The following is a 23441-nucleotide window of genomic DNA, read 5'->3' on the forward strand; positions in this document are numbered from 1 at the left end:
AGGTAGGGGCAAGGATCAATCAGGTGTTCGGTCAGAAACTTGGCGGCACTGTCTGCGGTTTTGTCCGGCAGGATGGCGGCGTATAGCTCCCTTGAGAAATCGTCGATGGCGACAAACAGGTAATCCCACTTATCGGTGGCTTTCTGCCCTTTGAGCAGCAGCAGCCGTTTGGTATCGAGATGTACCAGCTCTCCGGGGTAGGATTTATTGTAGCGTTTGGCCTGCCTTTTAAGCTTTTCCTGAATGCCGCGTTCTACCTTGGCCGGGCGTTTCATTCCGTACTTTGCCTGTTTGAAACAGTTGTTGGTACTGGTTTGGGGTTTGAGCAGTCTGCCCCTTGCGGCTTTAAGTGCGCGGTAAATGGTGACGCGGCTGACTTGGTAGCGGCGTGCCAGGGAGGTGACGCTCTCTTTCCCCTGCGTGTAGGCCAGCCAAATGGCTTGGCGGTGGTGCGGGGTGAGACGGGTGTTTTTGTGCATGTTCATGTTTCAGTATTCTCCTGGAAATACTGTAAACAATGCTACTAGTTTCTACACGCTGGTCTAAATATCGATAAAGAAAAAAGGCCGTCTGAAAATTTTCAGACGGCCTTTCATCTAACTCACATTATTTAGCCAGTTCGGCACGCAGTTTGCGGGTTACGTTCATCATCACTTGGAGTTGTTCCAGAGTTTCTTTCCAGCCACGTGTTTTCAGGCCGCAGTCTGGGTTAACCCACAGACGTTCAACCGGTACAACCTCGATGGCTTTGCGCAACAGATGCTCAACTTCAGCTTCAGTCGGTACGCGTGGGCTGTGGATGTCGTAAACACCCGGGCCGATGTCGTTCGGATATTTGAACTCGCCGAACGCAGTCAAGAGCTCCATGTCGGAACGTGAAGTTTCGATGGTGATGACGTCAGCGTCCATAGCGGCGATGGCAGGCAGGATATCGTTGAACTCAGAGTAGCACATATGAGTGTGGATTTGGGTGCTGTCTTCGCAACCGGTAGAGGACAGGCGGAAAGATTCGCCGGCCCAGTTCAGGTAGGCATCCCAATCGGCACGTTTCAAAGGCAGACCTTCGCGGATGGCAGGTTCGTCAATTTGGATGACTTTGATGCCGGCTTTTTCCAGATCCAATACTTCGTCGTTCAGAGCCAGTGCGATTTGTTTGCACACAGTAGAGCGAGGAATATCGTTGCGGACGAAAGACCATTGCAGAATGGTTACAGGGCCGGTCAACATGCCTTTCATCGGGCGTTTGGTCAGGCTTTGTGCGTAAGTAGACCAAGCCACGGTCATGGCTTCAGGACGGCTTACGTCACCGAAGATGATAGGTGGTTTAACGCAGCGTGAGCCGTAGCTTTGTACCCAGCCGTATTGGGTGAATGCAAAACCGCTCAACAGTTCGCCGAAGTATTCGACCATGTCGTTACGCTCGGCTTCGCCGTGTACCAGTACGTCCAAGTCCAGTTTTTCTTGCTCTTCAACCACCAAGGCGATTTCTTTTTTCATCGCGGCTTCGTAATCGGCGGCAGACAGTTCGCCTTTTTTGAAGGCTGCGCGTGCTTGGCGGATTTCGGTAGTTTGTGGGAAAGAACCGATGTTGGTAGTCGGCAGCAGAGGCAAGTTCAACCATGCTTGTTGCGCTTTGATACGGTCGGCAAATGGAGATTTGCGTTGGTCTGCGTTGGCAGGCAAATCGGCCAGGCGTTTGGCAACGTCTGCACGGTGGATTTCGCTGCTGTTGGCACGGGAGTCGGCAGCAGCTTGGCTGGCAGCCAGTTCTTCGGCAACAGAATCACGACCTTCGTTCAATGCAGCTTTCAGAACGCGCAATTCTTGGGTTTTTTGCAGGGTAAATGCCAACCAAGAGTACAGGTCAGGTTTGTTAGCTTTCAGTTTTTCTTCAACTGACAAGTCAAATGGAGTGTGCAGCAGAGAGCAAGAGCTGGAGATCCACAAACGGTCGCCCAGTTTGGCTTGCAGAGGCTCAACAGTTTCCAAAACTTTGTTCAGGTTAGCGCGCCAAATGTTGCGACCGTCGATAACGCCGGCAGACAGAACTTTGTCGTAGTCGGCAAATGCGTCCAGTTGTTCAGGGGCGCGTACCAAGTCGATGTGCAGGCCGTCAACAGGCAGGGATTTCAGCAAAGCAGCGTGTTCGGCAACAGAACCGAAGTAAGTGCTCAACAGGATTTTGGCGCTTACTTTGCTCAAAGTAGCGTAAACGTCTTTGTATGCTTCTACCCATTCTTTAGGCAGGTCAACAGTCAAAGCAGGCTCGTCGATTTGAATCCACTCGGCACCGGCTTCAACCAAAGCAGTCAGGATTTCAACGTAAACAGGCAACAGTTTAGGCAACAGGCTCAGACGGTCGAATTCAACAGCGCCTTTTTCTTTACCAACCCACAGGAAAGTCAACGGACCCACAACGGTCGGTTTGGCTTTCAGGCCTAAAGCTTGGGCTTCTTGCAGTTGTTGAACGTAGTGTTTGGCGTTGGCTTTGAATTCGGTATCGGCGTGGAATTCAGGCACCAAGTAGTGGTAGTTGGTGTCGAACCATTTGGTCATTTCGATAGCGAATTGGTCTTTGTTACCACGGGCCAGTTGGAAGAATTGTTCCAAAGACAGATTTTGGCTGTCGAAGCCGAAACGGGCAGGGATGGCACCGGTGGCAACTTGCAGGTCGAGGATGTGGTCGTAGAAAGTGAAATCGCCTGCAGCAACGAAATCGGCGTTAGCCGCAGCTTGGTGTTTCCAGTTTTTCTCGCGCAAGTCTTTAGCAACAGCCAGCAATTCTTGCTCGCTGATTTCTTTGCGCCAGTATTTTTCTTGTGCGAATTTCAATTCGCGGAAGGCACCGACGCGCGGGAAGCCTGAAAAATGCAATGTTGTCATGTTAACTCTCCTAGTTGGAATTTTTAATCAGGCCGGTATGGCCTGAATGTTCGATATTGTAAATCAGAATGGGGAGGCCGTCTGTTTTATTAACGGGGACGTACACCCAAAATATGGCAGATGGCGTAAGTCAGTTCGCTGCGGTTGAGGGTGTAGAAGTGGAAGTCTTTGACACCTTCGCGAGAGAGGACTTTGACCATGTCGATGGCGATGCTGGCGGCAACAAGGTTGCGCGTGCCTTGGTCGTCATCCAAACCTTCGTACATTTTAGACAGCCAGCTTGGGATTTTGACGTTGGTCACTTGGGCCATTTTGGCCAATTGTTTGAAATTGGTTACAGGCAGGATGCCGGGAACGATTTCAACGTCAATGCCCATCATCACGCAACGGTCGCGGAAGCGCAGATAGCTTTCCACGTCAAAGAAGAATTGGGTGATAACGTGGTTTGCACCCGCATCGATTTTGCGTTTCAGATTGATCAAGTCTGCTTGAGCAGATTTGGCTTCTGGGTGTACCTCAGGATAGGCCGCTACGGAAATGTCGAAGTCGGCAACGGAGCGCAACAGTTTGACCAAATCTTCGGCATAGAAAGGTTTTTTCTCGTAGCCGGGCGGCTCGTCGCCACGCAGGGCAACGATGCGGCGGATACCGCTGTCCCAATAGTCTTTGGCAATTTGACGCAACTCGTCAGGGCTGGCATCGATACCGGTCAAGTGAGGGGCGGCTTCAAGGCCGGTTTCTTGTTTGATGCGTTTAACAATGCCGTGTGTGCGGTCGCGTTCGCCTGAGTTTGCACCGTAAGTTACGGAAACAAATTTCGGGTGCAAGGTTTGCAGGCGATGGATGGAATCCCATAACATGGTTTCCATTTGTTCGTTTTTCGGCGGGAAAAATTCGAATGAAACGTTGATGTCGCCTTTCAAATCGGAAAGGCTGTGATTTAATGCGTTAATTTCTCTAGCGTGATTCATGCTTATGCACCTTCTGCATATCTTTTATTTATTGTCAGACTGCATAATAAATTTGAGGTCAGTATGAGTCAATTTCGAAATTTTCCGAAATTGTATGAATAGATTTAATAAAGACCTCAGGCCGTCTAAAAAACTGCCTAAGGTCTTGTTTGATGTAATGGAAGAAAGCTTATTCTGCTTCGTCTATCCATGCTTGTTGCACGGCTTCGAGAATACGCTCGCCGCAACGTGCTGGGTCATCGTCAAATTCAGGTAAAGCCATAATCAAATCACGCAGTTGGGTAAAGCGTACGGTTTTCGGATCGATGCTGTCGCCGTGTAGGTCGTAGAGTTCTTCAGCGATGCGTTGGGTATCTGTCCATTTCATGATGTGTTCCTTTTTTGGGTTTGGGCTATTGGTAATTATTTTAATCAAGAAGCAGGCGGACTGCCAGAATGTTTTACTGCAGATGCGGATATAAATAATGTGGGTATTTTTTAACAAAATAGCATATTTGCGTTAAAATACGGCACGACACTTAAAAACTACGGCATATTCGCTTTGAATTTGCCATTTTATATATTTTATTCCGTTTTGAATGATGGTTTGCGCATGAATAATTTACATTATCCCAATGCAACCAAATCATCTGGAACGGCTCTTAATACGAAATCCATCACGTAAAAATAAAAGGAAAAATGATGAATAACGCACTCAACGCCAAATTGTCCAAACTGATTTACGCGCTTGCTTCAGATGATTCAGAGTATCTGGCCAAAGCAGACGCATTTGACCGTTTGCTGTTGTTGGTTCGCGAATTTTATCGCCTGCTGGATGAAACAAAGGATTTGAAGCAGCTGGTGTTCCGTCTGTATTACGGCAAACACTATGGCTTGATTAAACTGGATGCCGCTTCACCCAATGACGATGCAGGCGCATTGAGGTTGAAACGTTGGATGGTTTATTCGCGTATCGCAGAGCGTATCGAAAATTGCGGCAAACATTTGTCGGTCGTACTTGAAGATGCGGTGTTGGAAAATGGCGCGGACAAATCTCATTATATAGATGAAGCCAATGCCATCATCGAGCGTTTCGGTTTGGTAAGGGATGAGGCTGCACTTTCGGCGATTGAAGCGGCAGAAGCATTGAAGGCCGAGCAAGAGTTGCAGGCGACAAGCGAGCCTCAAAAATCTGCTCCTAAGCATCACGGCAATCTGCATCAAATCAGAATTCAAGAAAAAATCGAAAATTATTCTGCCACTCAAAAAGTGGCTGCCATGCAGATTTCCCGTATGCGTTTTATTTTTCCTCATATCGAATAGTTTGCTGTATAACCAAAAGGCCGTCTGAAAACCATAGATTTGTGGTTTCAGACGGCCTTTTTCATTAAACCTTGTTTTAATGGTCTTCACGCGCGTGGTTGACCGTATATTTAGGAATTTCTACGACCAAATCTTCATCCGCAACGACTGCCTGACAGCTCAAGCGAGAATCGGCTTCCAAGCCCCATGCTTGGTCGAGCAGGTCTTCTTCTAATTCGGTCGGTTCTTCCAGGCTATCAAACCCTTTGCGGATAATCACGTGGCAGGTGGTGCAGGCGCATGATTTTTCGCAGGCGTGATCGACTTCGATATCGTGGTCGAGCAGTACGTCAAGGACGGTTTGGCCTTCCGGTGCATCTTCGATAACCGCGCCTTCGGGGCATAATGTCGCGTGTGGGAGTACGGTAATTTTTGGCATTTTTATTGTCTCGGTTGTTTAAGAGTGGTTGTGGTTAAAGCGGCTTCAGACGGCCTTGGGTATTCAATATTCAGGCCGTCTGAAAAATGGGTTTATAACATGATGCCTTTATTTCTTAAATTTTTCAGACATTCGTCCAAGTAAGCATCATCATGTTCGGCATAAATCGGCGAAGTAGCTGTTTCAGCCGCGTGTGAATGGTATGGGACAACGGCTTTACCGCGATATAGCGGGTCTTTCCATAAAGCATCGGGTTTGTAACCGCGCCTTTCCATCTCTTTCATAATCAATGCGTGATACAGATAGAGTTTGTAGGGCGAATGGGTAAAAACGTAATTAACCGTCGCATGCGGCCTGCCCCAGCCTGCTCCGCGTAAAGCGGCGCATTCACGGTGTTGCCCCAAAAGCTGGGCGCGGGGGAGTAGGGGGATAAGGGTTTGATGCCAGAGTCTCATTGTGATTTAAATAATTCTGAATAATCTTCGTAAGCTATCTTCAAATCCTTTTTTGAGTACGTAGTATAGATGTGAAGACCCTCTTCAATTTCAGTGGTTAGCTTTGTTCCACTTTTCCCAAAGTATTCGTCTTTATATAGACGGACTTTGGAATTTTTGGGTTTATATGCATTTTCTGAAGAGATGAGATTTCTTAATATGGAAGGATTTTGTTGGTGCTTTTCCTTAATAAAGGAGATAAATGCACTTCTGTTTACTTCAAAGATTTTTTCTTGATGATGTTCTTTGACAGTTTTTTCAAAACCTAACTCTGCTATTTCATTTTTAGGAAATACAATTTCACCTCTTAATGAGAGAAAAAGCCTTTTTACAAGATTTTCATCAATTGCAAAAAGCTCAGTTTCTCCTATTTGGCTTTTGCCAAAAATTTCATGAAGTAAGGTTTCTTTTTCTTTATAGTTGTCGGTTTTAATGGCTAGAATGCGTTCTAATCCGGCAACGTTTGCGTAGCCGTTGTTTTCCAAATGGCGCATTCTAATTTCAAAATTATTTTCGTCAGTAATACCAATCTTATATACACCTTTGATGACGGTTTTCATCAGGTAGACAATACCTGCTTTTTCCATTGTTGTCCTTTATTTTTATTTCTGTGAGATGACATCTTTTCAGACGGACTTTTATCAAAGGCCGTCTGAAATTGTTTAGGCATCAAATATTATCAACGCTTTGACCAGTCAACGCACGTTGGATGTTGCGGTTCATGCGCTTGGCGGCGAAGTTGTCGGTGCTGTGGCTGAGTTTGGCGACGGCGGCACGAATGTCTTCGGCTTTACCGTCTTTCAGACGACCTTGCAAATCGGCGATGTCTTGCTGGATTTGTGCAAGCTCTTCGGTATCCAGCAAATCTCTATCCAATTCAAGGGCGGCGTTGACGGCATCGGTCAGGCTTTCAGCTTCGACTACGGCTTCGGCGCGTGCGCGTGCGGCCATGTCTTCGGCAGCGTTGCTCATGCTGTCTTTGAGCATTTGGGTAATGGTGCTGTCGTCCAAGCCGTAGGAAGGTTTGACTTCGATTTGCGCCTGTACGCCGGTGCTTTGTTCTTGTGCTGAAACGGACAGCAATCCGTCGGCATCAACTTGGAAGGTCACGCGGATACGCGCTGCGCCTGCGGCCATGGGCGGAATGCCGCGCAGGGTAAATTTGGCAAGGCTGCGGCAGTCGGAAACGAGTTCGCGCTCGCCTTGTACGACGTGTATCGTCATGGCGGTTTGACCGTCTTTGAAAGTGGTGAAGTCCTGCGCGCGTGCGGTAGGAATGGTGGAGTTGCGCGGGATAATTTTTTCGGCTAGACCACCGTAGGTTTCCAAACCGAGCGACAAAGGGGTAACGTCCAGCAGCAGCCATTCGCCGTCGGTTTTGTTGCCTGCAAGGACGTTTGCCTGTATGGCGGCACCGAGTGCGACCACTTCGTCAGGATTGAGGTTATTCAGCGGAGTTTGACCAAAGAATGTGGCAACTGCTTGTTGAACGTGCAACATACGGGTAGAGCCACCAACCATAATTACGCCTTTGACATCTGCCTTGGTTACGCCGGCATCTTTCAAAGCCTGTTTGACGGGCTCGATGGTTTTTTGTACTAGATTTTGGGTCAGGTTGTGAAACTCTTGGCGGGTAATGACGGTATGAACTTTATGGCCGTCTGAAAGTGTGGTTTCGATGACGGCTTCGGTTTGAGTGGTCAGTTTTTCTTTGGCGGTACGAACAAGGGAAAGCAGAAGCTGGCTGTCTTGTTCGTTGAGTTTGGAGAGGTCGTTTTGTTCGAGTAGGTAGCAGAACAAACGATGGTCGAAGTCATCACCACCCAATGCGCTGTTGCCGCCGGTGGCTTTCACTTCAAACAGGCCTTTGGTCAGTTGCAATACGGATACGTCGAATGTGCCACCGCCCAAGTCATAAACGACAAACGTGCCTTCTGAGGCGTTGTCCAGTCCGTAGGCAATCGCGGCGGCAGTCGGTTCGTTAAGGAGGCGCAAGACATTCAAGCCTGCCAAGCGCGCGGCATCTTTGGTGGCTTGCCGTTGGGCATCGTCGAAATAGGCGGGAACGGTAATGACGGCACCAACCAAATCACCGCCCAATGTTTCTTCGGCGCGCAATTTGAGGGCTTTGAGGATTTCTGCCGATACTTCGATAGGTGTTTTCGCACCTTGACGGGTGTTTAACTCGACTACGCGCTCATTGGGCGTGAACCGGTAGGGCAGGTATTGCGCCTCTTGTGCGAGGTCGGTAAGGGTGCGGCCAATCAGGCGTTTGGCGGAGCTGACTGTATTTAGAGGATCGGTTTTTTGGGCAGAAAGGGCGTTTTTGCCGACTTCAACTTCGCCATCCAAATAACGGACAACCGAAGGCAGGGTGGCGCGGCCGTCTGAATCGGGCAGGCAGACTGCGCTGCCGCTGCGGACTGTGGCAACCAAGCTGTTGGTTGTACCTAAATCAATGCCTACGGCGAGGCGGTGTTGATGGGGGGCGGCGGACATGCCGGGTTCTGAAATCTGCAAAAGAGCCATGATTGTGTGCCTTCTGATACTGTATTTATTAGGATGGGCAGATTTTAGCAGATTTTTGGCAGATAGTTGAGTGGTTTGCTAGGAAATAACCATAAGGCCTAATGTTGTTTTTTAATTGAAAAGAAAGTGGATTTTGAATTCAGACTTGTATTTTTTAAGAAATGCGGATAAAATTCAGCCTCTTTGCCTTGCCTTTTACTTCGCATGGTGAAAGGCTGTTTTTAATCATCCATAAGGAGATAACATGCGTCATTACGAGATCGTGTTTATCGTTCATCCTGATCAAAGCGAGCAAGTGCCTGCTATGGTTGAACGTTACAAAACCATGATTACTGAAGCCAGCGGTAAAATCCACCGTTTGGAAGACTGGGGCCGTCGTCAATTGGCTTACCCAATCAATAAAATCCACAAAGCACACTATGTTTTGATGAATATCGAAACTACTCCTGAAGTGGTTGAAGAGCTGGAAACTGCTTTCCGCTTCAATGATGCCGTACTGCGTCACCTGACCATCAAAACAAAACACGCTGTAACTGAAGCTTCCCCAATGCTGGGCGGCGAAAAAGCAAAAAACTTGCTGAACGGTGCAGCTGAAGAAGTTGCAGCAGCCGAATAAGATTGAACAATCTGATTAAGCTTACCGCCCGTATCTTGCAGGTTCAGCCTTTGAGATATACGCCGGCAGGAGTTCCTGTTTTAGATGTTGTGTTGCAACATGAGTCTTGGCAGGAAGAAAACGGACAGAAATGTCTGGTCAAGTTTGAAATTCCTGCGCGGATTTTAGGTAAGCAGGCTGAGGAATGGCAGTATCGGCAAGATGCTATCATCGAGTCGGAAGGATTTTTGGCGCAACGCAGCCAACGCTTCCCCAAGCCGGTACTACGCATACAGAACATTAAAGAATATAAAGGTTAAACGACAATGGCTCGTCAATCATTCAAACGTAGAAAATTCTGCCGCTTTACGGCTGAAAAAATCCAAGAAGTTGATTACAAACAAGTTGATTTGTTGAAAGACTTCATCTCTGAAAACGGCAAAATCATCCCTGCCCGCATTACTGGTACTAAAGCACACTACCAACGTCAGTTGGCTACTGCTGTGAAACGTGCTCGTTTCCTGGCTCTGTTGCCTTACACCGATCAACACAAATAATTTTGGAGTTTAAATCATGCAAATTATTCTGTTAGAAAAAATCGGCGGTCTGGGTAACTTGGGTGACATCGTTACCGTTAAAAACGGTTACGCACGCAACTTCCTGATCCCTGCCGGTAAAGCAAAACGTGCAACCGAAGCTAACATGAAAGAATTCGAAGCACGCCGCGCTGAATTGGAAGCCAAACAAGCTGAAATCTTGGCTGATGCTAAAGCACGTCAAGAAAAACTGGAAGGCCAAACCATTACTGTTGCTCAAAAAGCCGGTGTTGATGGTCGTCTGTTCGGTTCTGTTACCAATGCTGACATCGCTGAAGCGATTGTTGCTGCCGGTATCCAAGCTGCTAAAGCAAACGTACGTCTGCCTAACGGTCCTTTGAAAGCTGTTGGCGAATACGAAGTGGAAGTGGCTCTGCATACTGATGCTGTTGCTAAAATTACCGTTGCTGTTGTTGCAGCCGCTGAGTAATTGATTCATTCAAGGCCGTCTGAAAATCAAGGGTTTCCTTGGATTTCAGACGGCCTTGTCTATGTGCTTGAGCCGAAGCAAATTGGTGCCGAGTTTCTATATTTTTTGGCTGATTAAAAAGTATGGCAGTTGGCATAGAGAGATGATGTGTTGGACGAATATTCTTTCGTATTCGGATTTATCATAGTATTTAATAAAGAGATTATTTATGAATAAAATCAAAATCTTTGGGATGGGTCTGGCTGCTTTGGCTCTAGCTTCATGTAGTACCCCGCAAAAGCCTGCTGTTGATACGGCAAAACCGGTTGAGCCTGTTTCCTCTGCAAAACGCCCTGTATTTGATGCTGCCGCTGAATCTGTTGCCAGCAGCGGCTTTAATGAAAACGTCAACGTTCAGCAGTTTATCCAATATGAAGTAAAAAACCGCCGGTTCAGTGCGGAAGAGTTGCGTAATTTCTTTAATGGCGTGGTGTATAAAGGCAATATCATTACCATTATGTACCGTCCAAGCACTTCGCGTCCTTGGTATGAATTCCGTACTGGTAACTCCGGTGTAGCCAAATTTAACGGCGGCAGACAATTCTATGCGGCAAACCGTGCCGTAATTGATGATGTGGCACGCAAATACGGCGTGCCTGCCGAATTGATTGTGGCGATTCTCGGTATTGAAACCAATTACGGCAAAAATACGGGCAGCTTCCGCGTTGCCGATGCCTTGAGTACATTAGCCTTTGATTATCCACGCCGTGCTGAGTTCTTCCAAAATGAATTGAGCGAACTTTTGCTGATGGCAAAAGAAGAAAAAGAAAATATCTTTGACTTCAAAGGCAGCTATGCCGGCGCGATGGGTATGCCGCAATTTATGCCTTCAAGCTACCGTAAATGGGCGGTGGACTATGATGGTGATGGTCATCGCGATATTTGGAATAATGTTGGCGATGTGGCGGCTTCTGTCGCCAATTATATGAAACAGCATGGCTGGCAGCCCGGCGGTAAGATGGTTGTGCCGGTAAGTCTGACGATTACTCCGCACTTGCAGGCGATTATCGATGAGAAAACAGCTTTGACACGCACTGTCGCAGATTTCAAAGCTTTGGGTGTGGTGCCTCAAGCTGCTGTTGCGGATAATGAAAAGGCTGTGTTGTATGCTTTGGAAACCAGTCCGGGCGTATTTGAATACTATTTGGGCCTGAATAACTTCTACACTGTATGGCAATACAACCACAGCCGTATGTATGTAACAGCGGTACGCGATATTGCGAATGCAATCAATAACAATGGCCTGTAAGCCATAAGAAAACCACCCTTTGGGGTGGTTTTTAAGTATTTGGGGCTTTTACAGAACATTTTAAGCCATCAGTCTGATTTTCATGGCGTAACGTTTTTTGCTGTGCCCTGAAACAAACTGTCCGCCTCGTGCAGGGGATAAAAATGCATTGCCTTCTGCGGTTGGCTCTGCACAAGTATATTGGCCGTTTCGATCGCTCCAGAGGGCGTACACAGGCAGATTGTGGGTGCAGATATCCAGTTTCAAGCCGTCAAATGCAACGTGTGCATCTTGATTGGAGGAAACAAATTCGGTATGGGAGATATAGTCGACATCGTATGGTGCACCGTTGAAATCAAATTGTGTGCCGGCGGCGGTAAAGTAGGGGTGGAATCCTGGGGATGTGCGGACGGGCGATTCGCCGTAATTGCAGACGGTTAGGATGGCGATGGCTTCATTTTCGTTAGGCAGGCTGTAATCGAGCAACCATTCGACGTGTTCATAGCCTTTTTCTGTACTGATTAATTTCAAGCCGATATCCGATTCATTTTGATGGCGGATTTCCCAGTCTGAAGTTCTGCCGAAACCATGTTGGGCCAGATGATTTTTGCTGTCCGGTCCGAATTGGGGTAAGCAGACGTGCATGCCGCCGCGTAATTTTGTGTCATCGCCCACTTGAACGCTGGTTTTCGGAAATAAGACTTCCCGTCCTTTTAAAATCAGAGAATCAATGTATCCGCCCATTGTATTGACTTGCATAGTGGCTGATTGGTTGCGTAGTATGATTTCGGGCATAATGATTTGAGCTTCAAATTGTTTATCATTTGTGTAGCATTCTAACATTGCGATGACATGCTGTCGCTGCCAGCTTGATAGAAAATCCTTAATAAAAATCAAAAAAATGCTAGAATATATGCCATTTTCTGAGGCCGTCTGAAGAGCGGATAATTCTTTTCAGACGGCCTTCCTATTTATTTCCCGTAGAGAAACAACATGGCTTATCAAGTTCTTGCACGAAAATGGCGTCCGAAAACCTTTGCCGATTTGGTCGGTCAGGAACACGTCGTCAAAGCCCTACGCAACGCGCTGGACGAAGGCCGTCTGCACCATGCCTATCTGCTGACAGGAACGCGCGGTGTGGGCAAGACCACGATTGCCAGGATTTTGGCCAAGAGCTTGAACTGCGAAAATGCCGTGCATGGCGAGCCATGCGGTCAGTGTGAAAGCTGTACGCAAATCGACAGCGGCCGTTATGTGGATTTATTGGAAATCGACGCGGCATCGAATACCGGTATCGACAATATCCGCGAAGTGTTGGAAAACGCGCAATACGCGCCGACTGCGGGTAAATACAAAGTCTATATCATCGACGAAGTGCATATGCTTTCCAAAAGCGCGTTCAATGCCATGCTGAAGACTTTGGAAGAACCGCCTGAACACGTTAAATTCATTTTGGCGACCACCGATCCGCACAAAGTCCCCATTACCGTATTGAGCCGTTGTCTGCAGTTTGTTTTGCGCAACATGACAACCCAGCAGGTTGCCGAGCATTTGGCACATGTCTTGGATCGTGAAAACGTTCCTTATCAGCCGCAGGCTTTGCAGCTTTTAGGACGTGCCGCCGCCGGTTCGATGCGTGATGCGTTGAGCCTTTTGGATCAGGCGATTGCCATGGGTTCGGGTAAAGTTGCCGAACAAGATGTCCGCCAGATGATCGGAGCGGTCGATAAACAATACTTGTTTGAGTTGCTTGAAGGAATCATTAATCAAAACGGTGAGGCCTTGCTGGAAAAAGCTCAGGAAATGTCTGCCAGAGCGATTGGTTTTGACAGCGCATTGGCAGAATTGGCCATGCTGTTGCAACGTTTGGCTTTGATTCAAACCATTCCTTCTGCCTTGCCAAATGACGACCCTGAACGTGAAACTTTGCTGCGATTAAGTCAGGCTTTGAGTGGCGAGCAGATTCAGCTTTATTATCAATGTGCTATTCATGGCAAACAGGATTTGCCGCTGGCTCCGGACGAGTATGCCGGTTTTGTCATGACGCTTTTACGCATGCTTGCATTTGCGCCGTTGGCTGCTTCGGGTTGCGATACGCAAAGTCAGATTGAACACACGGATTTGCATTCCGACCATCAGAAAGCTGAGGCCGAAAAAAAGCCTTTTCAGCTGCCGAAATCTGAGCCGATAGCAGCACCGGCGGTTGAGAAAGAGGCTGTTCCGAGCAAACAGGATATCGTTGAAAGGCCGTCTGAAGAAACTATTCGGTCTGCTCAACAACAGGTGGATGTGCCGCCTTGGGAGGAAATGCCGAGCCAAGTATCGGACGAAACGCCTCAAACACAAACGGCGCAGATACAAGAAACTGCGAAGACATTGCCTGTTGCAAAAATTCAGACGGCCACTGAGCCGGAAGAATATCCGCACATGGATGAGGAAATTCCGCCTCCGTATTTTGATGAAGCATATACATATGAAGATTCGCATCGTGCTGATGTGATGGAAGTACCGGAGCCGGTTGCGTCTGCTGAGCCTGAAGAAGAGGAGGGAGATGAAGAAGAGCTTCAGTTCGCTCCTTTGCCTGAGTTTGGAACAGAGAATTGGCACAGTATCATCGAACGCTTTGCCCGTAAATTAGGCGCGGCGCAGATGTTGGCGCAAAATGCGGCATGGACGAGTTATGATGCGGAAGCAGGATTAATCATGCTGTCGTTGACGGATGAAGCCAAAGCCACTGCCAATAAAGAGCGCTTGGACAAAATCTGCCAGACGTTGAGCGAGGCCTACCATCTTGGCAATTTAAGGCTGCAAACTGAGCCTTGGCAGGATGATAAAGGCTGGGAAACGCCGGTGATGCGCCGCAAACGTATTCAAGAAGAAGGGCGGCAGCAGGCGCAAGATTTGCTGGAAGCGGATACAACGGCGCAGACAATCTTGCAAACCTTTGAAGCGCAATGGCTGCCGGATTCTTTAGAGTTGGCAGGGCATTCTTAAAATACTGACATACAAGGCCGTCTGAAAGGCAATAGCGTTTTTCAGACGGCATGAGTGAAACCCATTTATTCAAACCCATAGGAGTAAAACATGTTCGGAAAAGCCGGATTAGGCGGCCTGATGAAGCAGGCTCAACAAATGCAGGAAAACATGAAAAAAGCACAAGCCAAGCTGGCTGAAACCGAAGTTGAAGGTGAAGCAGGCAATGGTTTGGTAAAAGTTGTGATGACGTGTTCGCACGTTGTCCGCAAACTTGAAATCAGCCCTGATTTGATTCAAGAAGCCGCTGACGACAAAGAAATGCTGGAAGATTTGGTATTGGCCGCCATCAATGCCGCTTCTGAAAAAGCCGAAGAAACGACCAATAAAACCATGGGTGCGTTTACCCAAGGCCTGCCGGCAGGCATGGGCGATTTCTTCCGCTAAACCCGCGCAGCAAAGCAAACAAAGGTCGTCTGAAACGCCAAAAATCAGTTTCAGACGACCTTCGTATTATCTGTTTTGCAGATTGAAATCAACATATCAGCAGTTATTCCGCCGCAGGTATATTGAGTGTTTATTGCATTCAAATCCGCTCAATCAATATTAAAAACCAATCGATACACCAAACAAAATGAAACCGTCCCTTTCCATCCGCTCACTTCTTTTAAGCTGTATATTCGCTGCAGCAAGCGCAAACAGCTTTGCCGCCGAAACTGTCATTATTTCTCCGGATAAACAGTTCAGCGTTAAAAAAGTCTGCAACCACAAAACCAAAGAATGCTCTTTCTTTGCAGGCAAAAAAGCCATCGAGAAAAATCTTCCCGAAGACAGGACTAGCCATAAGTGGCTTGGCAATACCTTCGTATTAAGGACTAGCTTCGGGTCGTATGATTCCTACACCACCTTCGCCGACCGTACCCACAAGCCCCATACGCTTTCCTCCGTCATCGCCACCGACAGCAAAACGCAATGCGCCGTGACAGCAGATAATAAAGGCGTGTCGTTCTACTCGCTGTTCCGCGACAAACCTGTCAAATTCATTGCTGCAAACGACAAAAAATTCGGCTTCCTCCAAGATGTTGCCACGCTGGAATCCGTCGTCGAAGCAGAATTTAAAGGCAAGAAAATCCGCATGACGTATATGAACAAAGCCGAACGCAATGTCTCGGTCGTTTTAGACAATCCGTGTGTGAAATGATGTACCAAGCTTGATGGACAAGGCCGTCTGAAAAAATGTCGTTCATTCAAAAAACGAAACAGCCTGAAACCTGACTGAAAAAAGGTTTCGGGCTGTTTGTACCTGTTCGCCAGACGAAGTGGGTAGGACGAAAGGCGTGCCCGTTTGGCGGATAGAGACCTTTGCAAAGGTCTCATGGGGATTCAGGGTTTTCTTTGGAAAAGAACAATCGTTCCTTATTGATGTAAAAAAGCCTGAACAGAAGTTCAGGCTTTTTAAATTTGGCTCCCCGACCTGGGCTCGAACCAGGGACCTGCGGATTAACAGTCCGTCGCTCTACCGACTGAGCTATCGGGGAATGGGGCGTATTATAATGGCTGGAAAAAATGTGTCAATCAATATTTTCAAGAAAATGGTGCAAAATATTTCAAATATTTGAATGTTAAAAATATTTTGTAATCAAGTTTCACATGCTTCCCAGCCGTTTCAGACGGCCTTTAGTATTTGGCGTTAACCAATTTGCCGTTTTGGAACACTTGCTGCTGCATTACCGTGCCGTTGTAGGCGTAAGTGGTTAACGAGCCGTTGCTTGGCGTGGCGCGGAACTGCATCAGCTGGTTGCGGCTGAGGACGTAGGGGTCTGTGCGTTTTTGGCTGTTGTCGCTGTAAAAGTCTTGGACGACGTATTCATTGTTGCGTTTGCTGATCAGTTGGCGATGGAAGCCGCCTTTGACTGCGCTATTGCTGGGTGTGCCGTGTGCATCAAAATAGGTCACGATTTGTTCTTCTGAGATACGGATGCCGTCTGGATCCGTATCTTTGGTGGTTTTGGTTTTATCCAAGCCGACAGGGATGTTGATGGATGTACCCAAGCCGACATGGCGGCCGATGCTGGTACCGACGCCTAAGCCGACGGAAACGCCAGGTGTACCGACTGTACATGCGCTGAGTGAAGCGGCCAAAAGGGCAGGCAAGAGAACTTTTTTCATAATGTGTATCCTTGTAATAAGAAATGTTTGTAATGTGGGAAGTATAGTATTTTTGCGGTGTGGCTGGTGTTAGTATTGGTAAAAGGGCGCAAGGCCGTCTGAAAAACAAGATAGAAACGGATATATCATTCTGGTGTAGAATGTGCCGAAATAATGATTTAATAAGAATGTGAATGAATAATGAAAACTTTGAAATTTACGAAGATGCACGGCTTGGGCAATGATTTTATGGTGGTCAATGCCATCAATCAGGACTTTGATCCGTTGGCCGCGCCGCTTGCCCAATGGGCGGACCGTTATCGCGGCGTGGGTTTTGATCAGTTTTTGGTAGTGGAGAAGCCTTCTTCTGATGCGGTCGATTTTCGGTACCGCATTTTCAATGCCGATGGCCGGGAAGTAGAGCAGTGCGGCAATGGCGCGCGTTGTTTTGCGCGTTTTGTCGCGGATAAGGGTTTGACGGATAAAACGGAAATTTTGGTCGAAACGGCTAAAGGGATTATTGTGCCGAAGCTGTTGGATAACGGTTTGGTTACTGTCAATATGGGTAAACCGCGTTTCATGCCGTCTGAAATTCCGTTTGTGCCTGCACATGGTGAAAATAAAGATGCGCTGACACATATTGTCTTGGTCGGTTTGGAATCTGTACCGGTAAGCTGCGTGAATATGGGCAATCCGCATGCGGTGATTTTGGTTGATGATGTTGAAACCGCACCGGTGGAGCATTGGGGCAGCGCGATTGAATCACACGAGCAGTTCCCTGAACGGGTCAATGTCGGCTTTTTGCAGATTGAAGATGAATTGTCAGTCCGCTTGCGCGTGTTTGAACGCGGAGTGGGGGAAACTCAGGCTTGCGGTACCGGAGCGTGTGCGGCTGTGGTGGCCGGTGTGCGCAATGGCTTGCTAAAATCGGGTGTGCCTGTGCGTGTTACTCTGCCTGGCGGCGAATTGTTTATCAGTTGGGAAGAAGGTGGCGATGTGCAAATGACCGGCCCTGCTGAAACCGTTTTTGAAGGCGAGTTGCAGTATTCATGATGGTTTCTTTGGATTTTTGGTTTGCCGTCGCGTATGCTGCGGTATCGTTGGCGTTTATTTTTCGCGCGCAGCGGTTTCAATGGCTTTGGGCTGCGGTGTTGTTGTGGCTGGGGATTTCGGCACTGGGCGCGCGCTTGTTGCCCGGAATGTGGGGCTTTACGCATACAGGCCCTTTGTTCATCCCTCATTTTTATCTGACAATCGCCAGTATTTTCTTCTTTATTGATGACTGCAGTAAAACGGAAGACAAAAAGTTTTGGTCGGCAGGCGAATATGCCGGTTTGACCTTATTTGCGGTTTCCAATGTCGTCATGACTTTGGCTTTTGTTTTCTTGGCAGGCGTGGTTTATTTCATCTTGCCATTGGCAGGTGCGGTTTTTGCATGGGCGGCCTTGTTGAAAATTTATGCCTTGAAACCGATTTATTGGTTTGTTTTGCAGGGCGTGTTGATGCTGGTGTTTTATCTGCACCGCGTGGTCGTGTGCAAGCAGTCGGCGGCTTTGTTTAGTACGACTCAGCTGCAAATGGGTTGGCTGGTTGCGGTTATCATGCAGGCTGTGGTTGCCATGGCTTTGATTTTTGAACGGGGCGGATATTAATTTATCCAAACTAAAAGTTATAATGAAAGAAATTTTCGATATTGGTTTTTCAGACGGCCTGAGTTTAATATGCAGGCTATATCACATCTAAATCTGGAGCAGGAAATGAAAATTGCAAATAATATTACCGAGCTGATCGGCAACACCCCTTTGGTGAAATTGAACCGTCTGACCGAGGGTTTGAAAGCGCAAATCGCTGTTAAACTTGAATTTTTCAATCCGGGCAGCAGCGTGAAAGACCGTATTGCCGAAGCCATGATTGAAGCGGCGGAGCAAGCCGGTAAAATCAATAAAGATACCGTTATCGTTGAGGCGACCAGCGGCAATACCGGTATCGGTTTGGCAATGGTATGTGCGGCCCGCGGTTATAAATTGGCGATTACTATGCCTGAAAGCATGAGTAAAGAACGCAAAATGCTGCTGCGTGCATTCGGTGCAGAGCTGATTTTGACACCGGCTGCCGAAGGTATGGCAGGCGCTATCGCTAAAGCCCAGTCTTTGGTGGACGAACATCCAGATACTTACTTTATGCCGCGCCAATTTGATAACGAGGCCAATCCTGAAGTTCACCGCAAAACTACTGCCGAAGAAATTTGGCGTGATACAGACGGCCAAGTTGATATTTTCGTGGCCGGTGTGGGTACAGGCGGCACGATTACCGGCGTAGGTGAAGTATTGAAAAAACACAAACCCGAAGTTCAAATCGTGGCTGTTGAGCCTGAAGCTTCCCCGGTATTGAGTGGTGGTGAAAAAGGCCCGCATCCGATTCAAGGTTTGGGCGCAGGCTTTATCCCCAGCGTTTTGAATACGACTATTTACGACAGCATTGTCAAAGCACCTAACGAAGCAGCGTTTGAAACTGCGCGCGCTATGGCTGAGAAAGAGGGCATTCTGGTAGGTATTTCTTCCGGTGCCGCAGTATGGAGCGCATTGCAACTGGCTAAAAAACCTGAAAACGAAGGCAAGCTGATTGTTGTCTTGTTGCCATCGTATGGCGAACGCTATCTTTCTACGCCTCTGTTTGCCGATTTGACATAATATAGGATTGTTGTTAAAAGGCCGTTTTCAGACGGCCTTTTTTGCGTATGGGCTTGAGATATCGTATGAAATCTGTTGTAATTCAGTTAATGAGCTTTGAATACCGTTATTCAAAAGTTGGTTTCTTCAACGAATCATGCTTATAATGCGCATTATGAAAAAATACATTCTTCCTATCCTTGCTGTGGCGGCACTTGCCGGTTGTGAATCGATTTATGTTCCAACATTGAAAGAAGTGCCAGTTCGACCAACCAACGTCAAGAAACCTAAGGCTGATTCACAAGTTTCAGCTACCAGTTATCATTTGGCTCCTTCGCATTGGGCAGATGTTTCCAAGATTCATGATGAAGCACGTCGCTTGAGTACCCAAGTGAGCCAAGGTAGTCTGACCAAAGTTCAGGCTGCCCAATATTTGAACCGCTTCCGTATCCAACAAGTGGGACGCAACTCCGTCGATGACAGTATGTACGAAGTTTATCTGCGTTCTGCCGTTGACAGCCAACGTGGTGAAATTACTACCGAGCAATCCAAACAGTACATTCAAGGTGCTTTGCGCGGTTGGCAGCAACGTTGGAAAAACATGGATACCAAGCCAAGCAATCCTGCGTTTACCAACTTCCTGATGGAAGTTATGGGTATGCAGCCTTTGAAATAAAAAAGTCATAAACCGAGAAGGCCGTCTGAATATTCAGACGGCCTTCTTCTCATATTTATATATGTGTAGTCGAATTGTATCCAATTAAGAACCAAACAGCTTGTCAGCCGCTTGACGGGCTTTTTCTTGAATATCTTCGGTCAGATAGTTTTTCATCTGAGAATAAACCAATGCAATGACGGCAATGTCGTCACTGAAACCAAATGGAATCAGCAGGTCGGGAATGCTGTCGATGGGGCTGAGAAAATAAACCAGTGCACCGACAATAATCATTTTGGCCCGTTTGGGCGTGTGTTCGGATTCCCAAAGGTAATAAAGTGCATAAAGCTGTCGGACGACAGGTTTGCCCAGGCGGCCGGCAAAGCGTCCGAGTTTTTTCATAAAACCGGATGTGTCCAAGTTTCGACGGCGGAAGGAGGGGATATAGTCTTCCGGATCGGGTGTGTTTTGATGAGGGGAGTGTGTCATGATGCAGCTTCCTTATAAGGTATGGAAACATTGTTGGTGTTGTGCTGTATTTTAGTCCATCTAGAGATGGATGAAATGTCTTTGAATGTATAACTATGTAAGAGTAGTGATGATAATGCAATGGTAATAAGTTAAGAACGGCTTATGCCTTTGTAAAGATTAGGTATCAAGAGTGAGAATTTATCTCACAATAGATACAATTCTCAAATCATAATGATGTTATCGTAAGTGCTTTGATGGAGAGATGGCTTAATTGCAGGAAAGTAACAAAAAAGGCTAGTCACGCAAAAAAAAATCTAAGAATGATTGTTTGATTTTATTAGTCTTTTGGTAAAAATCATTAGAGCATTCATAAATTGCACTGTTCAAAATGAGATAAAACAGGTAAATTATGGTTTATGTAGCTTATTGTAGTGCTGAGCTATAGGTTTTGAGCTGATAATAAATCTAGAGGAACTGACCATGTCCGCCAAATCACGCCCGGTATTTTTGGAAATTCCGAATATCCGATTGCCCATACCGGGGATTGTATCTATTCTTCACCGTATCAGCGGCGTCGGCTTGTTTGTGATGCTGCCTGTTCTCTTGTATTTCTTCTCTGGAACGCTGGATCGCGAAGCGTCGTTTGAAGCATATCGTTCTGCTATCTCCAATCCGTTTGTGAAGCTGATCCTTATCGGTCTGTTGTGGGCATATCTGCACCACTTTTTCGCCGGTATCCGCTTTCTGTTTTTGGATGTACACAAAGGCTTGGAATTAAATACTGCCCGTGCTACTGCTAAAGTTGTATTTGCTTCTGCTTTGATTCTGACTGTCGTTTTGGGAGCTTTGTTATGGTAGAACGTAAATTGACAGGTGCGCATTACGGTTTGCGCGATTGGGCAATGCAACGTGCAACTGCGGTCATCATGTTGGTGTATACCGTGGTTCTTTTGGTTGTTTTGTTTACGTTGCCTAAAGAATATTCGGCATGGCAGGCATTTTTTGATCAGACTTGGGTGAAAGTATTTACCCAAGTGAGCTTCTTGGCCGTATTCCTGCATGCATGGGTAGGTATCCGCGATTTGTGGATGGACTACATTAAGCCTTTCGGCCTGCGTTTGTTTTTACAAGTTGCCACCATCGTCTGGTTGGTAGGCTGCTTGGTGTATTCAGTTAAAGTAATTTGGGGGTAAATATGGGTTTTCCTGTTCGCAAGTTTGATGCCGTGATTGTTGGCGGTGGTGGTGCAGGTTTACGCGCAGCCCTCCAATTGTCTAAATCCGGCCTGAATTGTGCTGTTTTGTCTAAAGTGTTTCCAACCCGTTCTCATACTGTAGCGGCTCAAGGCGGTATTTCTGCTTCATTGGGTAATGTGCAGGAAGACCGTTGGGATTGGCACATGTACGATACCGTGAAAGGTTCCGACTGGTTGGGTGATCAAGATGCGATTGAATTTATGTGTCGCGCAGCGCCTGAAGCCGTAATTGAGTTGGAACACATGGGTATGCCTTTCGACCGTGTGGAAAGCGGTAAAATCTACCAACGTCCTTTCGGCGGGCACACTGCCGAACACGGTAAACGTGCGGTAGAGCGTGCATGTGCGGTTGCTGACCGTACCGGTCATGCGATGTTGCATACTTTGTACCAACAAAACGTCCGTGCCAATACACAATTCTTTGTGGAATGGACGGCGCAAGATTTGATTCGTGATGAAAACGGCGACGTAGTCGGTGTAACCGCCATGGAAATGGAAACCGGCGAAGTTTATATTTTCCACGCTAAAGCTGTGATGTTTGCTACCGGTGGCGGCGGTCGTATTTATGCTTCTTCTACCAATGCTTATATGAATACCGGTGACGGTTTGGGTATTTGTGCCCGTGCGGGTATTCCGTTGGAAGACATGGAATTCTGGCAATTCCACCCGACTGGTGTAGCCGGTGCCGGTGTATTGATTACCGAGGGTGTACGCGGTGAGGGCGGTATTCTGCTGAATGCCGACGGCGAACGCTTTATGGAACGTTATGCGCCGACTGTAAAAGACTTGGCTTCCCGTGACGTGGTTTCCCGTGCGATGGCGATGGAAATTTACGAAGGTCGCGGTTGTGGTAAAAACAAAGACCACGTTTTGCTGAAAATCGACCATATCGGCGCAGAAAAAATTATGGAAAAACTGCCGGGCATCCGCGAGATTTCCATTCAGTTTGCCGGTATCGACCCGATTAAAGACCCGATTCCTGTTGTGCCGACTACTCACTATATGATGGGCGGTATTCCGACCAACTATCATGGCGAAGTTGTCGTTCCGCAAGGTGAGGATTACGAAGTACCTGTAAAAGGTCTGTATGCAGCAGGTGAGTGCGCTTGTGCTTCCGTACACGGTGCAAACCGCTTGGGTACTAACTCCCTGTTGGACTTGGTGGTATTCGGTAAAGCTGCCGGCGACAGCATGATTAAATTCATCAAAGAGCAAAGCGACTGGAAATCTCTGCCTGCTAATGCCGGTGAGTTGACCCGCCAACGTATCGAGCGTTTGGACAATCAAACCGGCGGCGAAAATGTTGATGCATTGCGTCGCGAACTGCAACGCTCCGTACAATTGCACGCTGGTGTGTTCCGTACCGATGAGATTCTGAGCAAAGGCGTTCGAGAAATAATGGCGATTGCAGAGCGCGTGAAACGTACTGAAATCAAAGACAAGAGCAAAGTGTGGAATACCGCGCGTATCGAAGCTTTGGAATTGGATAATCTGATTGAAGTAGCGAAAGCGACTTTGGTGTCCGCCGAAGCGCGTAAAGAATCGCGTGGCGCACACGCTTCAGACGACCATCCTGAGCGCGATGACGAAAACTGGATGAAACATACCCTGTATCATTCAGATACCAATACTTTGTCTTACAAACCGGTACATACCAAGCCTTTGAGCGTGGAATACATCAAACCGGCTAAACGCGTTTATTGATGAGGTTTCAGACGGCCTTTATCTAAAGGCCGTCTGAAACCTAACCATACCCACATTGAACTGCTTGAATTCATAATACAA

At 47.3% G+C, this 23441-nt stretch carries 26 protein-coding genes, 1 tRNA gene and 1 pseudogene; 16 read left to right on the forward strand and 12 right to left on the reverse strand.

Annotated features, from left to right (window positions below):
* The 4 genes and pseudogenes from ACTHTQ_RS09405 to iscX form a co-directional block, all read right to left on the reverse strand.
* A pseudogene (locus ACTHTQ_RS09405) lies at positions 1-485 on the reverse strand (IS481 family transposase); the annotation flags it as partial.
* Positions 486-606: 121 nt separating this feature from the next.
* Positions 607-2883 carry a 5-methyltetrahydropteroyltriglutamate--homocysteine S-methyltransferase gene (metE, locus tag ACTHTQ_RS09410; RefSeq protein ID WP_440363757.1) on the reverse strand — a complete coding sequence of 759 codons (2277 nt, stop codon included), beginning with the start codon at positions 2881-2883 and terminating at the stop codon, positions 607-609.
* 89 nt (positions 2884-2972) lie between these two features.
* Complete coding sequence (gene metF, locus ACTHTQ_RS09415; protein ID WP_003683046.1) at positions 2973-3854, reverse strand: methylenetetrahydrofolate reductase; 882 nt, start codon at positions 3852-3854, stop codon at positions 2973-2975.
* A 169-nt stretch (positions 3855-4023) separates the two neighbouring features.
* On the reverse strand, positions 4024-4221 hold the full coding sequence (iscX, locus tag ACTHTQ_RS09420) for a Fe-S cluster assembly protein IscX (RefSeq protein ID WP_003682097.1): 198 nt from the start codon (positions 4219-4221) through the stop codon (positions 4024-4026).
* 314 nt (positions 4222-4535) lie between these two features.
* On the opposite strand from iscX, the gene ACTHTQ_RS09425 reads away from it, so the two are divergent.
* Positions 4536-5156, forward strand: a complete 621-nt coding sequence (locus tag ACTHTQ_RS09425; RefSeq protein WP_440363758.1) for a hypothetical protein — start codon at positions 4536-4538, stop codon at positions 5154-5156.
* A gap of 76 nt (positions 5157-5232) precedes the next feature.
* On the opposite strand, the gene fdx is transcribed toward ACTHTQ_RS09425, so the two are convergent.
* From fdx to hscA, 4 genes are all read right to left on the reverse strand, one after another.
* The gene (fdx, locus tag ACTHTQ_RS09430; RefSeq protein ID WP_440363759.1) at positions 5233-5574 is read right to left on the reverse strand and encodes an ISC system 2Fe-2S type ferredoxin; all 342 of its coding nucleotides are present in this window, start codon (positions 5572-5574) and stop codon (positions 5233-5235) included.
* Between the two features lie 92 nt (positions 5575-5666).
* On the reverse strand, positions 5667-6029 hold the full coding sequence (locus tag ACTHTQ_RS09435) for a TIGR02328 family protein (protein WP_003686166.1): 363 nt from the start codon (positions 6027-6029) through the stop codon (positions 5667-5669).
* Positions 6026-6655: a GIY-YIG nuclease family protein gene (locus tag ACTHTQ_RS09440; RefSeq protein ID WP_070748906.1), complete on the reverse strand. Its 630-nt coding sequence runs from the start codon at positions 6653-6655 to the stop codon at positions 6026-6028. The genes ACTHTQ_RS09435 and ACTHTQ_RS09440 overlap by 4 nt, the downstream gene beginning before the upstream one ends.
* A gap of 82 nt (positions 6656-6737) precedes the next feature.
* Positions 6738-8597 (reverse strand): Fe-S protein assembly chaperone HscA, encoded by a 1860-nt coding sequence (gene hscA / locus ACTHTQ_RS09445; protein WP_154954277.1) that lies wholly within the window; start codon positions 8595-8597, stop codon positions 6738-6740.
* A 244-nt stretch (positions 8598-8841) separates the two neighbouring features.
* On the opposite strand from hscA, the gene rpsF reads away from it, so the two are divergent.
* The 5 genes from rpsF to mltB all read left to right on the forward strand — a co-directional run bounded on the left by rpsF (position 8842) and on the right by mltB (position 11506).
* Positions 8842-9213, forward strand: coding sequence for a 30S ribosomal protein S6 (gene rpsF, locus ACTHTQ_RS09450; protein ID WP_003686150.1), 372 nt, complete (start codon positions 8842-8844; stop codon positions 9211-9213).
* Positions 9210-9512 (forward strand): primosomal replication protein N, encoded by a 303-nt coding sequence (priB, locus tag ACTHTQ_RS09455; protein ID WP_193699280.1) that lies wholly within the window; start codon positions 9210-9212, stop codon positions 9510-9512. Before rpsF ends, priB begins: the two co-directional genes overlap by 4 nt.
* A gap of 6 nt (positions 9513-9518) precedes the next feature.
* A complete protein-coding gene (gene rpsR / locus ACTHTQ_RS09460; protein ID WP_003678863.1) occupies positions 9519-9749 on the forward strand; it encodes a 30S ribosomal protein S18 in 231 nt (76 codons plus the stop codon).
* 16 nt (positions 9750-9765) lie between these two features.
* Positions 9766-10218 carry a 50S ribosomal protein L9 gene (gene rplI, locus ACTHTQ_RS09465; protein WP_003678862.1) on the forward strand — a complete coding sequence of 151 codons (453 nt, stop codon included), beginning with the start codon at positions 9766-9768 and terminating at the stop codon, positions 10216-10218.
* 208 nt (positions 10219-10426) lie between these two features.
* Entirely contained in the window at positions 10427-11506 is a 1080-nt protein-coding gene (gene mltB / locus ACTHTQ_RS09470; protein ID WP_440363760.1) for a lytic murein transglycosylase B, read from the forward strand.
* Positions 11507-11566: 60 nt separating this feature from the next.
* Here the strand turns inward: mltB and ACTHTQ_RS09475 are convergent, their stop codons facing one another.
* A complete protein-coding gene (locus tag ACTHTQ_RS09475; RefSeq protein WP_440363761.1) occupies positions 11567-12280 on the reverse strand; it encodes an aldose epimerase family protein in 714 nt (237 codons plus the stop codon).
* A gap of 198 nt (positions 12281-12478) precedes the next feature.
* Between ACTHTQ_RS09475 and dnaX the strand changes: the two genes are divergently transcribed.
* The 3 genes from dnaX to ACTHTQ_RS09490 all read left to right on the forward strand — a co-directional run bounded on the left by dnaX (position 12479) and on the right by ACTHTQ_RS09490 (position 15659).
* Entirely contained in the window at positions 12479-14479 is a 2001-nt protein-coding gene (dnaX, locus tag ACTHTQ_RS09480; protein WP_440363762.1) for a DNA polymerase III subunit gamma/tau, read from the forward strand.
* A 90-nt stretch (positions 14480-14569) separates the two neighbouring features.
* Positions 14570-14905: a YbaB/EbfC family nucleoid-associated protein gene (locus tag ACTHTQ_RS09485; RefSeq protein ID WP_003678854.1), complete on the forward strand. Its 336-nt coding sequence runs from the start codon at positions 14570-14572 to the stop codon at positions 14903-14905.
* A 187-nt stretch (positions 14906-15092) separates the two neighbouring features.
* Positions 15093-15659, forward strand: coding sequence for a hypothetical protein (locus ACTHTQ_RS09490; protein ID WP_128581496.1), 567 nt, complete (start codon positions 15093-15095; stop codon positions 15657-15659).
* A gap of 261 nt (positions 15660-15920) precedes the next feature.
* On the opposite strand, the gene ACTHTQ_RS09495 is transcribed toward ACTHTQ_RS09490, so the two are convergent.
* Positions 15921-15996, reverse strand: a tRNA-Asn gene (locus tag ACTHTQ_RS09495).
* Between the two features lie 139 nt (positions 15997-16135).
* Positions 16136-16627, reverse strand: coding sequence for a NemA protein (locus ACTHTQ_RS09500; protein ID WP_440363763.1), 492 nt, complete (start codon positions 16625-16627; stop codon positions 16136-16138).
* 180 nt (positions 16628-16807) lie between these two features.
* Here ACTHTQ_RS09500 and dapF point away from each other — a divergent pair, with 180 nt between their 5' ends.
* The 4 genes from dapF (at position 16808) to ACTHTQ_RS09520 (ending at position 19951) form a co-directional block, all read left to right on the forward strand.
* On the forward strand, positions 16808-17659 hold the full coding sequence (dapF, locus tag ACTHTQ_RS09505) for a diaminopimelate epimerase (protein WP_440363764.1): 852 nt from the start codon (positions 16808-16810) through the stop codon (positions 17657-17659).
* The gene (locus ACTHTQ_RS09510) at positions 17656-18258 is read left to right on the forward strand and encodes a hypothetical protein (protein ID WP_440363765.1); all 603 of its coding nucleotides are present in this window, start codon (positions 17656-17658) and stop codon (positions 18256-18258) included. The genes dapF and ACTHTQ_RS09510 overlap by 4 nt, the downstream gene beginning before the upstream one ends.
* Positions 18259-18363: 105 nt before the next feature.
* A complete protein-coding gene (gene cysK, locus ACTHTQ_RS09515) occupies positions 18364-19296 on the forward strand; it encodes a cysteine synthase A (RefSeq protein WP_440363766.1) in 933 nt (310 codons plus the stop codon).
* 154 nt (positions 19297-19450) lie between these two features.
* Positions 19451-19951, forward strand: coding sequence for a membrane lipoprotein lipid attachment site-containing protein (locus ACTHTQ_RS09520; RefSeq protein WP_372510598.1), 501 nt, complete (start codon positions 19451-19453; stop codon positions 19949-19951).
* Positions 19952-20035: 84 nt separating this feature from the next.
* Here the strand turns inward: ACTHTQ_RS09520 and ACTHTQ_RS09525 are convergent, their stop codons facing one another.
* A complete protein-coding gene (locus ACTHTQ_RS09525; RefSeq protein WP_049329785.1) occupies positions 20036-20419 on the reverse strand; it encodes a YkvA family protein in 384 nt (127 codons plus the stop codon).
* A gap of 462 nt (positions 20420-20881) precedes the next feature.
* Between ACTHTQ_RS09525 and sdhC the strand changes: the two genes are divergently transcribed.
* Genes sdhC through sdhA form a run of 3 tightly spaced genes read left to right on the forward strand, consistent with a single transcriptional unit; the run spans position 20882 to position 23360 of the window.
* Positions 20882-21259 carry a succinate dehydrogenase, cytochrome b556 subunit gene (gene sdhC / locus ACTHTQ_RS09530; protein ID WP_003686156.1) on the forward strand — a complete coding sequence of 126 codons (378 nt, stop codon included), beginning with the start codon at positions 20882-20884 and terminating at the stop codon, positions 21257-21259.
* On the forward strand, positions 21253-21594 hold the full coding sequence (sdhD, locus tag ACTHTQ_RS09535; RefSeq protein WP_003678837.1) for a succinate dehydrogenase, hydrophobic membrane anchor protein: 342 nt from the start codon (positions 21253-21255) through the stop codon (positions 21592-21594). Before sdhC ends, sdhD begins: the two co-directional genes overlap by 7 nt.
* Positions 21595-21596: 2 nt before the next feature.
* Positions 21597-23360: a succinate dehydrogenase flavoprotein subunit gene (gene sdhA / locus ACTHTQ_RS09540; protein ID WP_440363767.1), complete on the forward strand. Its 1764-nt coding sequence runs from the start codon at positions 21597-21599 to the stop codon at positions 23358-23360.
* Positions 23361-23441: the final 81 nt, after the last annotated feature.

Origin of the sequence: Neisseria sp. P0020.S003 (genome assembly GCF_051957095.1) — a bacterium.
GTDB lineage: Bacteria > Pseudomonadota > Gammaproteobacteria > Burkholderiales > Neisseriaceae > Neisseria > Neisseria subflava.

What these genes read in the sequence shown, in the direction of transcription:
- metE (WP_440363757.1), bottom strand. Translation starts at nt 2,883, where the DNA reads ATGACAACATTGCATTTTTCAGGCTTCCCGCGCGTCGGTGCCTTCCGC.
- metF (WP_003683046.1), bottom strand. Translation starts at nt 3,854, where the DNA reads ATGAATCACGCTAGAGAAATTAACGCATTAAATCACAGCCTTTCCGAT.
- iscX (WP_003682097.1), bottom strand. Translation starts at nt 4,221, where the DNA reads ATGAAATGGACAGATACCCAACGCATCGCTGAAGAACTCTACGACCTA.
- ACTHTQ_RS09425 (WP_440363758.1), top strand. Translation starts at nt 4,536, where the DNA reads ATGAATAACGCACTCAACGCCAAATTGTCCAAACTGATTTACGCGCTT.
- fdx (WP_440363759.1), bottom strand. Translation starts at nt 5,574, where the DNA reads ATGCCAAAAATTACCGTACTCCCACACGCGACATTATGCCCCGAAGGC.
- ACTHTQ_RS09435 (WP_003686166.1), bottom strand. Translation starts at nt 6,029, where the DNA reads ATGAGACTCTGGCATCAAACCCTTATCCCCCTACTCCCCCGCGCCCAG.
- ACTHTQ_RS09440 (WP_070748906.1), bottom strand. Translation starts at nt 6,655, where the DNA reads ATGGAAAAAGCAGGTATTGTCTACCTGATGAAAACCGTCATCAAAGGT.
- hscA (WP_154954277.1), bottom strand. Translation starts at nt 8,597, where the DNA reads ATGGCTCTTTTGCAGATTTCAGAACCCGGCATGTCCGCCGCCCCCCAT.
- rpsF (WP_003686150.1), top strand. Translation starts at nt 8,842, where the DNA reads ATGCGTCATTACGAGATCGTGTTTATCGTTCATCCTGATCAAAGCGAG.
- rpsR (WP_003678863.1), top strand. Translation starts at nt 9,519, where the DNA reads ATGGCTCGTCAATCATTCAAACGTAGAAAATTCTGCCGCTTTACGGCT.
- rplI (WP_003678862.1), top strand. Translation starts at nt 9,766, where the DNA reads ATGCAAATTATTCTGTTAGAAAAAATCGGCGGTCTGGGTAACTTGGGT.
- mltB (WP_440363760.1), top strand. Translation starts at nt 10,427, where the DNA reads ATGAATAAAATCAAAATCTTTGGGATGGGTCTGGCTGCTTTGGCTCTA.
- ACTHTQ_RS09475 (WP_440363761.1), bottom strand. Translation starts at nt 12,280, where the DNA reads ATGCCCGAAATCATACTACGCAACCAATCAGCCACTATGCAAGTCAAT.
- dnaX (WP_440363762.1), top strand. Translation starts at nt 12,479, where the DNA reads ATGGCTTATCAAGTTCTTGCACGAAAATGGCGTCCGAAAACCTTTGCC.
- ACTHTQ_RS09485 (WP_003678854.1), top strand. Translation starts at nt 14,570, where the DNA reads ATGTTCGGAAAAGCCGGATTAGGCGGCCTGATGAAGCAGGCTCAACAA.
- ACTHTQ_RS09490 (WP_128581496.1), top strand. Translation starts at nt 15,093, where the DNA reads ATGAAACCGTCCCTTTCCATCCGCTCACTTCTTTTAAGCTGTATATTC.
- ACTHTQ_RS09500 (WP_440363763.1), bottom strand. Translation starts at nt 16,627, where the DNA reads ATGAAAAAAGTTCTCTTGCCTGCCCTTTTGGCCGCTTCACTCAGCGCA.
- dapF (WP_440363764.1), top strand. Translation starts at nt 16,808, where the DNA reads ATGAAAACTTTGAAATTTACGAAGATGCACGGCTTGGGCAATGATTTT.
- ACTHTQ_RS09510 (WP_440363765.1), top strand. Translation starts at nt 17,656, where the DNA reads ATGATGGTTTCTTTGGATTTTTGGTTTGCCGTCGCGTATGCTGCGGTA.
- cysK (WP_440363766.1), top strand. Translation starts at nt 18,364, where the DNA reads ATGAAAATTGCAAATAATATTACCGAGCTGATCGGCAACACCCCTTTG.
- ACTHTQ_RS09520 (WP_372510598.1), top strand. Translation starts at nt 19,451, where the DNA reads ATGAAAAAATACATTCTTCCTATCCTTGCTGTGGCGGCACTTGCCGGT.
- ACTHTQ_RS09525 (WP_049329785.1), bottom strand. Translation starts at nt 20,419, where the DNA reads ATGACACACTCCCCTCATCAAAACACACCCGATCCGGAAGACTATATC.
- sdhC (WP_003686156.1), top strand. Translation starts at nt 20,882, where the DNA reads ATGTCCGCCAAATCACGCCCGGTATTTTTGGAAATTCCGAATATCCGA.
- sdhD (WP_003678837.1), top strand. Translation starts at nt 21,253, where the DNA reads ATGGTAGAACGTAAATTGACAGGTGCGCATTACGGTTTGCGCGATTGG.
- sdhA (WP_440363767.1), top strand. Translation starts at nt 21,597, where the DNA reads ATGGGTTTTCCTGTTCGCAAGTTTGATGCCGTGATTGTTGGCGGTGGT.